10 protein-coding genes and 1 pseudogene are annotated in these 14,550 nt (G+C 58.2%); 2 read left to right on the top strand and 9 right to left on the bottom strand.

The features are described 5' to 3' along the window. Window positions 1–300: 300 nt before the first annotated feature. The 7 genes from NPS56_RS28305 to NPS56_RS28275 form a co-directional block, all read right to left on the bottom strand. Window positions 301–1,743, bottom strand: coding sequence for a capsule biosynthesis protein (locus tag NPS56_RS28305; RefSeq protein WP_274077705.1), 1,443 nt, complete (start codon window positions 1,741–1,743; stop codon window positions 301–303). Beyond that, entirely contained in the window at window positions 1,740–2,336 is a 597-nt protein-coding gene (locus NPS56_RS28300; protein ID WP_274077704.1) for a GNAT family N-acetyltransferase, read from the bottom strand. The genes NPS56_RS28305 and NPS56_RS28300 overlap by 4 nt, the downstream gene beginning before the upstream one ends. Next, window positions 2,326–3,834, bottom strand: a complete 1,509-nt coding sequence (locus NPS56_RS28295; protein ID WP_274077703.1) for an LTA synthase family protein — start codon at window positions 3,832–3,834, stop codon at window positions 2,326–2,328. Before NPS56_RS28295 ends, NPS56_RS28300 begins: the two co-directional genes overlap by 11 nt. 4 nt (window positions 3,835–3,838) lie before the next feature. Further along, a complete protein-coding gene (locus NPS56_RS28290; RefSeq protein WP_274077702.1) occupies window positions 3,839–4,615 on the bottom strand; it encodes an SDR family NAD(P)-dependent oxidoreductase in 777 nt (258 codons plus the stop codon). Beyond that, entirely contained in the window at window positions 4,612–5,934 is a 1,323-nt protein-coding gene (locus NPS56_RS28285; RefSeq protein WP_274077701.1) for a capsule biosynthesis protein, read from the bottom strand. Before NPS56_RS28285 ends, NPS56_RS28290 begins: the two co-directional genes overlap by 4 nt. Continuing rightward, window positions 5,871–7,898 carry a capsular polysaccharide biosynthesis protein gene (locus tag NPS56_RS28280; RefSeq protein WP_274077700.1) on the bottom strand — a complete coding sequence of 676 codons (2,028 nt, stop codon included), beginning with the start codon at window positions 7,896–7,898 and terminating at the stop codon, window positions 5,871–5,873. Before NPS56_RS28280 ends, NPS56_RS28285 begins: the two co-directional genes overlap by 64 nt. A gap of 348 nt (window positions 7,899–8,246) precedes the next feature. Beyond that, window positions 8,247–9,308 (bottom strand): phosphotransferase family protein, encoded by a 1,062-nt coding sequence (locus tag NPS56_RS28275; protein WP_274077699.1) that lies wholly within the window; start codon window positions 9,306–9,308, stop codon window positions 8,247–8,249. Window positions 9,309–9,563: 255 nt separating this feature from the next. On the opposite strand from NPS56_RS28275, the gene NPS56_RS28270 reads away from it, so the two are divergent. Beyond that, window positions 9,564–10,496, top strand: a complete 933-nt coding sequence (locus tag NPS56_RS28270) for a KpsF/GutQ family sugar-phosphate isomerase (RefSeq protein WP_274077698.1) — start codon at window positions 9,564–9,566, stop codon at window positions 10,494–10,496. A gap of 261 nt (window positions 10,497–10,757) precedes the next feature. Here NPS56_RS28270 and NPS56_RS28265 read toward each other — a convergent pair. Continuing rightward, window positions 10,758–10,957: pseudogene (locus NPS56_RS28265) on the bottom strand (IS66 family transposase); the annotation flags it as partial. Window positions 10,958–11,171: 214 nt separating this feature from the next. Here NPS56_RS28265 and NPS56_RS28260 point away from each other — a divergent pair. Next, window positions 11,172–12,839, top strand: coding sequence for a glycosyltransferase (locus tag NPS56_RS28260; RefSeq protein ID WP_274077697.1), 1,668 nt, complete (start codon window positions 11,172–11,174; stop codon window positions 12,837–12,839). A gap of 406 nt (window positions 12,840–13,245) precedes the next feature. Here NPS56_RS28260 and kdsB read toward each other — a convergent pair whose 3' ends face one another. Beyond that, window positions 13,246–14,532 carry a 3-deoxy-manno-octulosonate cytidylyltransferase gene (gene kdsB / locus NPS56_RS28255; protein ID WP_274077696.1) on the bottom strand — a complete coding sequence of 429 codons (1,287 nt, stop codon included), beginning with the start codon at window positions 14,530–14,532 and terminating at the stop codon, window positions 13,246–13,248. Window positions 14,533–14,550 lie beyond the last annotated feature (18 nt).

The following is a 14,550-nucleotide window of genomic DNA, read 5'->3' as shown; positions in this document are numbered from 1 at the left end:
GATTTTTTTGTAGGAGCTGGCTTGCCAGCGAAGGGGCCCTCAAGCCCAACACAAAATTCCAGACCGCCTTCGCCGGCAAGCCGGCTCCTACAAATCCCGGCCAATGCCACGATTTTTTTTGTAGGAGCTGGCTTGCCAGCGAAGGGGCCCTCAAGCCAAATACAAAATTCAAGACCGCCTTCGCCGGCAAGCCGGCTCCTACAGGTCCCGGGCATTGCCACGATGTTTTTGTAATTGGAGCTGGCTTGCCAGCGAAGGGGCCCTCAAGCCCGATACAAGAATCAAGACAGCCGACAATCGTCAGAGCATACCCTTGAGGTACCGACGAACCTGTCGATACCGTGCACAGCCCTCGAGCAGGCTGGTTTTTGGGCGGGCGTTGTGAGCTTGAGCCTGTTGCGGGCTGCAAGGCAATCCACGGATCTGTGCCAGGGATTGTTCATTACCGCACGGCAACTGCAGCGAGTCCGGTCGAATACGCCACAATGGCACGCCATGGACCTCGGCCCGGGCTTTCAGGTCGCTCGATTCAAAGGTATGCCACACCAACAACTTGCCCGTTTCACGAGCCACCGCCGGGAGCAACTCGGCGTTATCGCGAGCAAACGTCAACACCCCCCAGCGGCTATTCAGCAACCTGCGCATCGCCGACCGCTCACGCCGAGGCACGCCAACCACCGTCACGCTCCCGGCAAACCGGCTGTCCTGCTGCTTCTGCCGAGCCAATTGCCGGGCCACAGTCATGACGTCGCAGCGCTGGTCGGTCAAAGGGTCGACATAACGGCAATAGCGGATATACGCCGCTGCCACCAATTGCTCCAGGGTCGGGCGTGCCTGGCGCCGGTGGATGGCCAGGCGGTCATCGGTCAAACCCCAGCCGGCATAGAACGGCAAGCCAAAACAGGTCACCGGGATGCCCTGGATTAAGGCCTCAAGCCCAGCCTGGCTGGTGCCGACATACACCCGCTGGGCCCGGCGCGCCAGGGAGGCCCAGGACACATGACGACTCTCCAGCACCAGACCGCGCTCGAGCGCGGCATCGAGCAGGCAGCTCTTCTTATGGCCGTTGACGCAATCCGGGTGAATCCGCACCCGCACATCCGCCTCGGGATTTTCCGCCAGGGCCGCATCGAGCATCCGAACAAAATCCGCTTCACACAGCCCGCCACCGGGAATCGAAAAATCGCCGTAGGTCTGATCCACCACCAGCACCAACGGTCGATCCCGACCCAGCGGATCGTCATCGCCCAGGTCCGGCGCATTGTTGTACTTGCCGATGCCACTGCTGCGCATCAGCGCAATCAACTCCTGCGCGGTGGCCAGGTCCTCTGCGCTCAGGCTGTGAGGCGCCTGCAGAATGTTTTCCAGCAACGAAGGCCGATCGGCCAGGTAGTGAATACCGATCGGATCGACCACCATCGACATCGGCGTATCGCCTTCCACCCCCAGCGACGAAGAACGCAAGAAGCCGTCCTCCAGCGCCACATAGGGAATACCCCAGCGCTTGCACAACACCCGGGCATGGTCGGACGAGCTTTTGTAGCCGATCCCGGAAATCGCCTTCAATCCCGCCGGCCGCTCTTGACCGCGTCGCCACAGCCACTGCGGCGTCCCTTCAGGGTCCAGGAATTCGCTAAGGTGAAAGACCTTCCACATCACCCACTGCGACATGATGCCCACCCAGCCGGGGCCTTCCACCAGAGACTCAAGGGCGACGGGTCGATGCATTTCGTGGGCACTCATGGGCGGGGCGACAACCTGCGGCGCAGATTGATGACCGTGGGGATGGGCATCAGGCGGCTGAGCCAGCTCTTGGTACGTATCGACACAAAGCCGTGGTGGACATAAAACGCCCGGGCGGCGAGGTTTTTCGCCTGCACTTCCAGCTCGATCTTTTCATGGCCGCTGCCCAGCGCCTGCTTGAACACCGCCTGCAACAAGGTGCTGGCGACGCCCTGGCGGCGGGCGACTTTGTGCACGCGCAAGCCGTACAGGTAAAACCCATAGGACCACTCGCGGCACTCGCTGATCATGAACAGCCCGTAGCGCAGCGTGCCGCCCAACCGGCCGAACTCACGCACGAAGGGCCGCAACCCAGGTGAAAACGGCCCGCGTCGATGGTGTTTGAACGTCGCATAACCGACGGCGCCATCACTGCGATAGGCAAGCAACACCCGGTCCCAATTGATCCCGTCCGCCAATAGGCGGAAACGGCAATCTTCGTCGCCAAGGATGAACGCCAGCGAGCCGCGCCCGGAGCTGATCCACCGTGCAATCGCAGGCGTGCGCTCCGAGGTACTGGAGGCAAGGACGATCTGCACCGGCTCACGCTGCATCGCGCGCCGCCGCCAGGTGGTCGATGAACGCCTTGGCCAGGTGCTCGACACCCAGGTCCGCAGGGGCACTACCGCTACGCGCGGTATTGGACCAGATGAAGTACTCGGTATCGCCATCCGGCTCACCCAGAGCGCCATAGACGTCGGGCAGGATCGGCACGTGATCACCGAAGAAACACAGCCCGGTCGGGGTGCCGCGCGCCAGCATATGCTCGCGCAATTGGCCGAGCATGCGGTCGGCATTGCTCAGGTGGCGCACATACGGGGCGAGGTCGCGCAGGTCTTCCGGCAGAGGGCGGTCGAACCATTGCCCGAGATCGGCTGCCGCCACGCTTTCCAGGTGCAGCGGCCCGTGGTTCTCCATGGTGATGGCATGGATGTACAACGGTTGCGTGCGGTCCGGGGCATCGAGCAGTTCGCTGATCTTGTCGGCCACCGCGCAGTCACCGATAAACGGCCCGGCCTTCTGCTGCTCTGTGAAGCTGCGCACATCGATGAATTCGTCGAAGCCCAGCGCCGGCAACACCTTGTCTCGACCGTAGAAACTGCCCACATAAGGATGCACGCATACCGTGCGGTAACCACGGCTCTTGAGTTCCAGGGCGATACTGGCAACGCCCTGGCGCGCCAGATGGCGATAAGGGTTGAAACGGTGGACACCGAGCTGGTCGACCTTGATCCCGGTCAGGAAAGCAAACTCGGTACGCACCGTATTCGCCCCCCAGGCCGCCACTTGCAACCGTCCCTGGGCCAGCGCTTCATCGCGCAAGGTGTCGAACTGGCTGAGGACCTGCCCACGAATGCCGGGCCACAGTCGGCGCGCATCGAAAAACGACTCGCTCTGTACCGACACCAGGTCCGCCAGGGTGGCATCGGCCATGGGGAGTGCCTCCTCGCCAAGAAACGGCGAGTTCAATGACGCCAGCGCCACCGGACGCCGGGCAGCAAAAAAGTACGTCCACAAACTGCCCGCCAGGCCCCAGCGCCCCAGGTCAAGTGCAGCGTCGAAGGTCGGTTGCAGAGGTTTCAATCCGCCCAGCCAGAGCAGTGCCAACCCGCCCAGCAAAGTGCCCGTCGCCACGGCGCGGGCGTTGGCGCCAACCGGTTCGAAATACAGCCCGCAAGCCAGATAGACGACAAACAGCAAGGCCAGGCCAATAGCTTTACCAATACCGAAGAACGGCAGGTACAGGCGCGGATAGCGCACCGCATCGCTGAAGTATTCGAAGTCGGCGCAGACGAAGGGCTCGCGCAGCGAATGGTATTTGGCATTGCTCACCAGCACGATCAACAGCCACAGGGCCAGCACGTTCACCGCGCTGAACCAGGCGCGGCCGGTGATCAGGTACAGCAAGCCGACGGCGAACGCCCAGGCGCCGGCATGCAACAGCCAGGCGCGCAACGGGCGACGCCAGCCGGGGCAGGGCACCAGGAGTTTTTCGAAGGCGCACGACAGGACAAATCCGAACACCAGCACCAGACCAAACGCACTACTCAACACATCAGGCACCGTAATCCAGCCACCGCAAAATGATCGACGACAGCCGTGGCGGGATAACCCCCAGGGCCCAGCATCCAAGGTTCAGCGGGAACGGAAAACTGATCCGCGCCTGGTTCGCCGCCAGGCCACGCTGAATCCGTCGCGCGGCTTTATCCGGGGCCCAGAGCAAGGGTTTGGGCCCGGGCATTTCAAAGCACATTTTCGATTCGACGTAGCCGGGCATGATCACGTTGATCTTCACCCCGTCCGCCGCCACCAGGTCGCGCATGGCTTCGCCGTAGGCCTTGATCGCTGCCTTGCTGGCGCTGTAGCTCGGGGTCGCGGGGAGCCCGCGCCAGCCCGCCAGCGAACTGAACAGGGCGATCTGCCCGGACTTGCGCGCACGCATGAACGGCAGCGCGGCCTGCACCGTGGCCAATGCCGCCAGCACGTTGATTTCGATCAGCGCCTGGGACAACTCCCAGACTTCGCCCTCGCCATTGTCGCCGGTGGAGGTGTTGACCCCGGCGCCGACGATGATCAGGTCCGGTGCCTCGCTCACGCTGATCTCGCCGATCCAGCGCCGCAACGCCTTCAGGTCCTGCACGTCGAGCGGTTGCAGCAACACCCGGGCGCCAAGGGCGCGGCATTGCGCGGCCATTTCTTCCAGGCGATCCAGGCGCCGGCCTTGCAGGATCAGGGTCACTCCCGGCGCCGCATAGGCCGGCGCCAGGGCACCGCCGATGCCGCCTGTGGCACCGGTGATGAGAATGCAGCGTGGAGACTTGTGCAGCGTCATAGGTACTGTTCGATTTTCGAGGTTTTGGCCATCAACACTTCCAGGGAGTTGTTCACCGCCATGTCGATGCCACAGCGGGTATAGAAGCCGCCGTTGACCTGCGTGGTGTGAATCACCGTGCTGCGGAAGCGTTGAAAGAGCGTGGAGTCAGGTGGTTCCGGGTGGTTCCAGAATTCGTCGAGGCCGCCCTGGTGGGTCAGCCCCTTGAGGTTGTAGATCGGGTCGCTGAGGGCGATAGTCGGCACGTTGTGCATCAGCGACGAGCCACCCACGGTGCTGTTGACCGTGACCACGCCGGCGACATGGGACAGCAGCGTCGGCATGTGCCCGCTTTCGATGAAGTCCACGCGGTCGGCGATGCCCAGCTTGTGGGCAATGCGCCGGGTGATGCGCTGGTAATTGACGATGCCGGGGGTCAGCGGATGGTTCTTCACCACCAGCCGCGCATCGCTGCCGGCATGGCGGGCGAACGAACCCATCACGTGTTTGAGCACATCCTTCATGTGCCGGAACGGCGAGTGGTCGCGGATCTGCGCATCGCTGTCCAGTTGCAGGGGCAACAGGAAGGTGCGGTGGCGGTTGCGCGCCACCTCACTGATCACCTCGGAGTCGCGGCCCTTGGCACTCAAAAGGCGAATGCCCTGGCGAATGTATCCCGCATACTCCACCGCCGCGTTGAACGGCGCATGGGTCTTGTAATGGGGGAACACCACTTTGTTCAGCGCGCCGCCGACGTGATACATCACGTCGTGCAGGGCCCGGGAGGCAAAGGACAGGCGAAATGCATTGCCGTTGTGATAACGCGGGATGTACTTGCCCACCTCCCGATACCACTCCGGATCCCGGGGCAGCAGCGAGTGATTGTTCACGCCGTTGCGCTCAAGGGTGATCCAGTAGGGGCGGAAGTAACCTTCCTCGAACACGTGCACGCGAATGCCCAGCGACCTGGCCAGCTCCACCGCCGGTTGATGCACCGGACGGCAATCGCCGAACAGCACAACATCAGTGATGTTCTCCGTCTTGAAGCAGTGGCTATAGAAATCCGCCAGCTGCTCGGGGCGCGCCGAATAAAACTCCAGCGCACCGCTGCTGTACAGGGTATCGCCCATGTTGAAACTGACGGACTTGACCCGTTGTCCTTCGTTGCGCAGGGCTTGGGCCAGTCGCGCGAAAAACGGCGAACTGACGCCCTGCAAAAACAGGAACGAGTTGCGCGGTTTGGCCGGCACCGGGCGCAGGGAGCGCTGACGGGGAACTAGGATTTCCTGAGGCGTGGTTTCAAAACCGTAAGGAGCAAACGCTGAATCATCTCTCGCCATGTTGGAGTTCTTCCTTGCGTTGGTACTTCATCCCAGTTCTGGATCTCGATTAACGTACGTTCAGGAGTGGTAAATTTTCGGGTGATGCGGCTGACATAAGTCGGGTAGCGGATCAGGGTCGCGGCCACCAGCTCATCCAGGCTCAGGCGCCGGGTGCGGCGCGCCTGGACGTCCGGGCTCAGGTCGCGATCCACGGTCAACCCCCAACCGGCATAAAACGGCTGGCCGTAAGTGGTCACCGGCACGCCGCGCAACAAAGCTTCGAATCCCGATTGCGAAGTCAGCACATGCACCTCGTCGACCTCGGACAACAGTGAGTGGAAAGGCACATCGCCCACCACCTGGTTGCACCAGTCGCTGGTGCGTTCTTCGTCTTCGCCGGCCTCGCGGGTGCCGGCCAGTACTTCGGGGTGCGGCTTGTACAACAGCCACGCCAGCGGATGACGCTTGCGCACCGCCTTGAGCAAATCCAGATTGCGGCGGATCCGGTGCGCGCCATAACGAATCGACGCGTCGGACTCCACCTGGCCCGGCACCAGAATCACCCGTTCGACCCCGGCGGGGCGTTTCCACGGGGTGCCGGGCAGGTTGTACTTGGTCACGCCGGCCACGCAGATCGCTTCGCGCAAGGCCGCTGCGCGCTGCAACAAGCCCGGTTCACACGGCTCGTTTTGCAAGATGTGTTCCAGACGGGAAGGACGGGTGGCGTCGTAGTAGATACCCAGGTCGTCGAACACCCAGGACAACGGGCGGGTTTTTTTCGCGCCGAGGCCGACGGAGCGCAGGAAGCCGTCTTCGACGCGGCCGAGGTGGCTGACGTTGTTCTGTTGGGCAATTGCCAGGTCATGCTGACAGCCCCAGGTCACCACGTCCGCATTCGAGTCTGCGGGCAGTGGAGCAAACTGAGTGAGTGATCCGTTGAAGAAGTCCTCCACCAACGGATGTTTCCACTTGCTGAACCCGACCATGTGCAGGCTTTGCGGCAAGCGACTGCGCATCCGTCGCTGCAGACCCAGCCACGCCAGCACCGTCTCGACCTGGCACGGCGTGCCTGTCTCCGGGTCGACGTAACGCGGGTATTCCACCAGCGCGGCATGCAGCAATTGCTCAAGACTGACTGGTCGGCGTCGCTCAGGGGCGGGCAGCGCATCAAGGGTCAAACCCCAGCCGGCATAGAACGGCATGCCAAAAGTGTGCACCGGCACGTTCCACAACAGGGCGTCGAAGCCCAATTGCGAGGTCATCACATACACCGCCTGGACGGCTGAGAGCAGCTCAGCGGGGTGCACGTTATCGCTGATCACCTGCACCCGTGGCTGCTTGCGCAACGCCGCAAGGTCGAAGTGCCCCTGCTTGCGCCCGGCCACCACGTCCGGATGGACCTTGACCATCACCGTACTCTGCGGGTGGCGGGTCAGCGCGGCGTCGAGCATGCGCTGGAAATCGGCGGCGCTGGCACCTTGCAACGAGGCATCGCCGTGGGTCTGATCAGCGACCAGCACGCATGGCTGCGGCAATACACAGGCCTCGATCCGCGCCCCGTTATACTTCGACACACGCTCTTCGCACCAGCCCGCCTGCAAGGAGCGGGCACGCAGCACCTGTGCCTGGGTCAGCGGCAGCGGAATCAATTGTTCGAGACGAGAAGGACCGCTGGCGTCGTAGTAGATGCCCAGCGGATCGACGATCAGCGACAGCGGCGGATCTTCAGCACCCAGGCCCACCGAGCGCAAAAAACCGTCTTCGACCGTAATCAGCGGCAACCCGGCAGCGTCGGCAGCCGCCTTTGCACGTAGCGCGCTGGGTTTGCGTCCCCACGCCAACACGTCATCGGCCCGGGCAATGTCGCCGACCGTTCCACACAGCAGCCGATACTCGGGCAGCAAGGCGGGGAGGGTAGGGATCTGTTGTGCACCTTTGGACAAAATCAGCAAAGAGCGACGCGGTGGAGCGGTATAGTCCATAAAAAACAGCGGATATCCATATCGGGCGCACTCATCAGTCAGGCATGCATCATTGCGTGTGCCTGCAGGAAATGCTCAATGAAATTTGGCGCGAATGATAATACAAATGGAGGGTGGCATTCACAAAAATGTAGGTAATTTCTGATCGCTTTTGTACATAGATTGAAATTGCGCTCAACGCCTGCAGGCCCGCTAACCATCCGCCCGATGAGCGGCATTCGTGGCACTCACAGCGCGATTGACAACCGCAGAAAATCAATTTCCTACCTTGTATGAGCGGGCTTGCCAGCGGAGGCGTCTTCACGTCAAACGACGAACGTGGAACCTAGAGCGTGCGTACCGAATCGCCTAACGGCCCGATGTCACTGGCATCGCCAACAAATATTCATACTTCTCATGCAACAGATCCAACTTGCCCCGTCGCTGATAGTCAGCAATCGTTTTGGGGCGTAGGAAATGCCAAAGGGAATTCTGCAGGAAAAAATAATTGAGGTTGCGCAATGCCTGCTGCTGGTCGAATCGAGTGTCCAGTACCTCTAGATAGGTCGCGAGGAACTCCTCGCGCACTGTCATAAAGCGTTCCATGTCACTGCGTCTAAACACCGCGCTGAGATAGGAGCCACCGTCAAATCCGACACGCCCAACCTTGAACTCGCTCCAGTCGATCATTTGTAGACCCTGAGGCGACAGGAAAAAGTTCTTGCGCAAATAATCCATGTGGCAAAAACAGCGCTGACCCCTTTTTGCCCCATTGGCCTCACGGCGCAATATTGGCCGCAACGCGCGAAGTCGGCGGGGCAGGTCGGCAAAACGGTCATCGTCTCGGGCCAGTTCTTCAAGGGAATGCAAATAGCGCTCGTAATTGAAGCGCGACCGCAGCATATACCAGGGCCGAAAGAAATCCATGGTCCAAAACTTGGGTGCCTGCCACGAGGAAGCAAGGTTCAGATGAAGACTGGACAGTGCTTCGATCTCGGCAATGCCCGGTGCCACGGTCTTTGCGATAGACGACATGCGGGGCGGGCGGCCCTGTATGTAGCTGGTAAATATTAGACTTTCCCACGGCGTCTCAATCACGCCCAGGCACGTTGGATGCTTGAAGTGAACGCTTTCGCTCAGTACGTAGCGCTCCCGATAGAAGCGCGACTCGAGGCTGGTGATAAAGAGAATTTTGCGAATCGATTTCTCGATCACATCCACCGTGGCCCCGGTAGCGAGATGCGTCAGCCGGTGATGGCGAACGTAATTCACGAACGATGCATTGGATGCCAGGTCGGTGGTGACGATGCTGAAATCATCAGCTTGGTAAACAGGCAGGGAAAAGCTCAAGCGTTTTTCCAGCGTGGAGCGACTTAACCAGAAGGTATTCCTGCTGCTGGCGAGTGTTGTGCTATTCGATTCGGTACCCATGCGTTCCAACTGTAAGCAATAATCCATTTTCTGCCTGACACATAAGTGAAGGCGTCGCAATCCTTGCCCACTTTCCGTAACAGTTGACCAGAAGGGGCGCGATAGTACGGATTCCGTCCACTGATTGCCAATTATGTGGCGCGCAACGCGCCTGATTTGGGAAATTTCCTACAGACTGAGGGACTTCCTCGTTCCCTCCCTGACATTGAGCCGTTACCATACGCGCCTTCAAAATCAAGGAGCGATAAGGTCCCCATGAATCACCTTCCAATTGCCAAAGAAGCGCTCTATGCGCAGGCGCAAGCAATCAGTCAGCTGGCGGAGCGCCTGGATGGCGAATTCCAGCGTGCAGTCGAGCTGATCCTCGGTTGCAAAGGTCGCACCGTCGTGTGCGGCATGGGCAAATCCGGCCTGATCGGGCAAAAGATGGTCGCGACCTTCGCCTCTACCGGTACCCCGAGTTTCTTCCTGCACCCGGCTGAAGCCTTCCACGGCGACCTGGGCATGCTCAAGCCGATTGACGTGCTGATCCTGATCAGCTACAGCGGCGAGACAGAAGAACTCATCAAGCTGATTCCGAGCCTGAAATCCTTCGGCAACAAAATCATCGCCATGACCGGCAACGGAAAGTCGACCCTGGCCAAGCACGCGGACATCTGGCTGGACATCTCCGTCGAGCGAGAAGTGTGCCCAAACAACCTGGCACCGACTACTTCCACCCTGGCGACCATGGCCATGGGTGATGCCTTGGCCGTAGCTTTGATCGAAGCCATTCAATTCAAGCCGATGGACTTCGCCCGCTACCACCCCGGGGGCAGCCTGGGTCGTAAACTGCTGACTCGCGTCAGCGACGTCATGCACTCCCCGGCACCCATCGTCACCCCGGCCACCAGCTTCCACGATTGCCTGCTGGTGATGACTCAAAGCCGCATGGGCCTGACCGTGGTCATGGAAGAGGGCGTCCTTGTCGGTATAGTTACCGACGGCGACTTGCGTCGCGCACTGCTCGAAGACGAAGGTGTGATCCACACCACCGTTGCCCACTTCATGACCGCCAACCCGCACACCATTAAGGATGATGCGCAGCTTTCCGAAGCGGAAACCTACATGCTTGACAACAAGATTCGTGCCCTGGCTGTCACCAACAGCGACAACGTTGTCGTGGGTATCGTCGAGATCTTCGACTGATACTGCCACCTACGGACTCCGCCAGCTCTTGAGGTCCCATGCGATCCCCGACGATCTCAGTAGGGGGCCCAGCTTCTCAACGAAAGCGCCCGCAAGGGCGCCTTCGTCATCATGATGCTCTTACCCAACGGCGTGGGAGCGCTATACCTTCATTAGTTCAAAGTAAGCAGTCATATGCCTACTCACTTCAGGATAGGCAGCGCGCTCAGCTAGGTGTTAGCGGCGAGCAGTTCCGCGGCAACAAGGATTCGCATTTTAATCGTTGGCATTGGCGGCCTCGAGCAGGCTATAAAGTTGACCACTTGCCGTTGCCCTTTTGGCGCTTCGCTAAACAGCCAGTTTTTTCTTCCGATAAGGAATGGCGGTACTACGCATTTGGCGGCATTATTGTCGATGCGCAAGTGGCCTTCTTCGGCGTACCGTTCAAGTTTGTTCCAGTTGTTTGCCAGGTAGCTGACGTCATCCGCTAGGTGTTCTCTAGACGCGTGGGTCAATCAGTAAGGATATTCTGTAGGAAAATCCCGTACCTAAGGCTGCAGCGTGACAAGAACGAATAGCCCGAAATTTTGCGATTTTTGGCGTTGGTGCTGTAACTGACTATCTCGTCTGGCCCAATGAGGCACTTCATGCAACAATTGGGAAAAATACCGCCAACCTGAAGAAGGGCGCGACTCCGTGTTGAAGCAAGTCATTTCTGTTATGTATAACCTTTTTGAGCAAGGCGGCGGGGTTACACGAGTTTCGCTGGCAAGAACCCAGGCCTTAGCCAGTACAAGGACCTTGTCGCGAATCGCGCTGTTTTTGAATGATGACAAGCTTGACAGGACCTACGAAAACCTTGTGGCTCAGGGTCGAATTTCTAGCGAAACAAATATTGTTAACTTTCAAAGGTGGTTTGCTCATAAAGCTGAAGTCGCTAAATTTCAGATCGAAGAAAAGACGCAAAGCACCCTCGAGCACTTGAAAGTTAAGGTAAAGAAGCGAGTGGACTATATAAATAACCTTGGAGTTAAGGTTGTTAGGTATCTGACCGCTACTGATTATGTGTTTCTTGAAGAGTTCTATAATGGGGATGATACGGTCGCCATGGTAACTATACTTTGTCCTGGGAAGCCGGTTCTGAAGTTTAACTCGCTCGAATCTGCTCATGCGTACTGGTTGAAGTTGCTCTCTGAGGAATGCCTCCCTTCTTTTTTGATTGCTGATGCTATTCAAAGCGCAGATACCGTTTGTATGGTTGACTCTGATCGAACTTATAGAATCTTAATGATGCACAGTAATCATCTGATGAGGCCGCACACTGTAGGCTCTTCTGTTGCGCCAAAATATGATGGTGTTATTCGTGGCATACCACACTGTGACAGCCTTGTGGTTCTGACTGAGGCTCAGTTGAAGGATCTAAACGAGCAATTCCCCTTCGACCGATATACAGCCATTGGCAATCCTGTAAGCGTCGATTCAGGTGGCGAGGATGTTGCTCGCGAAGAAAATTTAGCTGTGGTTGTTGCGAGACTTCACTCAGTCAAACGGATTAAAAACATAATTCGTGCCTTTGCGAAGGTTGTGGAAAAAAAGCAAGACGCATGCCTAGAAATTTGGGGGTCGGGCGAGCAGGAAGAAGAATTGAAAAATGAGATCAATTGCCTCGGAATGCAAGAATCCATAAAATTGATGGGTTTCGCCACAGACGTTTCCAGTATTTTCAGGCGCGCAAGCGTAAGCCTCGCCATGTCTGCTACTGAAGGATTTGGTGTCAGCTTTGCAGAATCTCTCGCGTACGGTACCCCCTTGGTATCCATTAACACCAACTACGGCCCTAGGGAGATCGTAACCAATGGAGAGGATGGTTTTATTGTTGAATCAGAGAAGGAGTTCGTTGAGAAAACAACATTGCTGCTCAATCAAAAAGATTTAGTAATTTCCATGGGGGCAAAGGGGAAGGCAAATGTGCAGCGATTCTCTAACGAGTCCATCACAAGGCTATGGCTTGAACTCTTCGAGCGGCTAGAAAGTACGGGCTCTAACCGGCTGGATTATGCGGTCCCGAACGGGCCAACAATCCACAATACCGCTGCAAGCAAATTTGGCTGGATTTATCTTCCTGCTACAAACGATCCAAAAGTTGTAGATTTTTATAAGCAAGCAAAGGTGGCGGCGATCATTGGAGTTTCCGCTGATAGAAAGTTTTTGGGTGAGTCAACCGATCTGGCTTCTAATATATACGAAGTTGACGAAATGGTTTTTGATGCGCCGAAAGAAGTATTTAGGTTTAGGCTTATGAGGAATGGATCTACTTACAAGGGTGTGGTTGCCGGTGGGGCGGTTAAGTTTGTTCTTGCTTGATTGTCATTAATTAGCTTAAGGGTTCGTAATGCGGATCCTTAATTAACTTTTTTGTCGCTGATGTGCAAATAGAATTTAATGAACTGTCGTGACGTAGCTTCCGATTTGCCATAGAGCCATGCTTTTTTAGTCACCCTACTACGGCACGTCTCTGGAGCGGCGCCTGCTACCGCCGGGAGATGACCAAGCCATAAAATTAAGATTAGCAAAATGCCCCTTTGTGGGTAGCGAACATATCGTGGTCGTCCAATATTTAAATTCAGCATCTAGCTCGCCGCGCACGTGTTTTTTGTGCCTGGAGAAGTCATGACTGCTCGTGAAAAAGATCGGTCAAATATCGTTCATCGAAGAGAGAAACGGGCCCAACATTGGCCCCGTTTCTCTCTTCGATGAACGACTCGTCGGCTTACTGCGCCATCTTCGCCATCACCTGCGCATAACCCGCCGCAGTGCCCAGTACCGCATCCTTGCCCTGAGCAAACAGAATACTGTCCGCCACTTCACGGAACGCACCGGTACCGCCCGCTGCATTCAGCATATGAGTGGCCGCCGCTTTCACATACGCCGGCGCATCCGCCACGGCAAAGGACAGGGCACACGCTGCAAAGGCCGGCAGGTCAATGCAATCGTCACCAATGCACGCCGTTTGCTCAGCGCTGACACCGGCTTCCGCCATCAACTGGTTGCAGGCCGCCTGCTTGTCCTTCACGCCGAACTGGCAAAGAGTAATACCCAAGTCGGCCACACGCTTGCGCAACGTTGCCGAATCACGCCCGGACAACACTGCCACCCGCACACCATTTTCTTCCAGCAGCCGCATGCCCATGCCATCACGCACATGGAAGCGCTTCAGGCATTCGCCGGTAGCATCGTAATAGATGCCGCCGTCGGTGAGTACGCCATCCACATCGGTGATCACCAAGCGAATGTCGTTAAGGGTCGGCCGAGGGGCAGGGGCCTGGCCGCTCATCAACGCCCGCACCTGCTCCAGGCATTCTGGGGTGTCCACGCCCGGGCCAGTCGGTTCGACCTGGTAGGCCCGAATGCAGTAACCCGCGGCCATCAGCCTCAGTTGCTCGAGTTTCTCCGCGTGCTCAAGCATCGGCTGTGGCAGGCTGCTGTAATCGGCCAGCACGTCACGACGATAGCCATAGACACCGACATGCTTGAGGTAGTGAGCGACTTCGCCATCCCGAGGGTAGGGGATCGGCGAACGGCTGAAGTACAGCGCGTTACCGTTATTGGCCAGCACCACCTTCACGGTGTTGGGGTTGCCAGCTTCGTGCGCTTCGATCGGGTGGCACAAAGTGCCAACCTTCACGCTCGCATCAGCGAGCATGCCCGCAGCCAGCGCTTCGATGTCCGCCGGACGCACCAGTGGCTCATCACCCTGCAGGTTGATGTAGATGTCGGCGTCGATCTGCGCCATGACTTCGGCCAGGCGGTCGGTGCCGGAGGGGTGATCCGGCGAGGTCATGACGCACTCACCACCGAACGCCCGCACTGCTTTTGCAACGCGCTCGTCGTCAGTGGCGATCACCACCACATGGGCATTGGCAACTTGCAGGGCGCGTTCATAAACGTGTTGCACCATCGGCTTGCCGGCAATATCAGCCAGCGGCTTGCCCGGCAGGCGAGTCGAGCCGTAGCGAGCCGGAATGACAATCGCGACCCGTTGTTCTGTACTTGCCATGTTCACAATCCTTGTTTC

The organism is Pseudomonas putida (genome assembly GCF_028682635.1).
GTDB classification, from domain to species: domain Bacteria; phylum Pseudomonadota; class Gammaproteobacteria; order Pseudomonadales; family Pseudomonadaceae; genus Aquipseudomonas; species Aquipseudomonas putida_AE.
This window is presented reverse-complemented; position numbering and strand designations above follow the sequence as displayed.

Coding starts and splice junctions, on each gene's coding strand:
- NPS56_RS28305 (WP_274077705.1), bottom strand. CDS start 1,743: ATGAGTGCCCACGAAATGCATCGACCCGTCGCCCTTGAGTCTCTGGTG.
- NPS56_RS28300 (WP_274077704.1), bottom strand. CDS start 2,336: ATGCAGCGTGAGCCGGTGCAGATCGTCCTTGCCTCCAGTACCTCGGAG.
- NPS56_RS28290 (WP_274077702.1), bottom strand. CDS start 4,615: ATGACGCTGCACAAGTCTCCACGCTGCATTCTCATCACCGGTGCCACA.
- NPS56_RS28285 (WP_274077701.1), bottom strand. CDS start 5,934: ATGGCGAGAGATGATTCAGCGTTTGCTCCTTACGGTTTTGAAACCACG.
- NPS56_RS28280 (WP_274077700.1), bottom strand. CDS start 7,898: ATGGACTATACCGCTCCACCGCGTCGCTCTTTGCTGATTTTGTCCAAA.
- NPS56_RS28275 (WP_274077699.1), bottom strand. CDS start 9,308: ATGGGTACCGAATCGAATAGCACAACACTCGCCAGCAGCAGGAATACC.
- NPS56_RS28270 (WP_274077698.1), top strand. CDS start 9,564: ATGAATCACCTTCCAATTGCCAAAGAAGCGCTCTATGCGCAGGCGCAA.
- kdsB (WP_274077696.1), bottom strand. CDS start 14,532: ATGGCAAGTACAGAACAACGGGTCGCGATTGTCATTCCGGCTCGCTAC.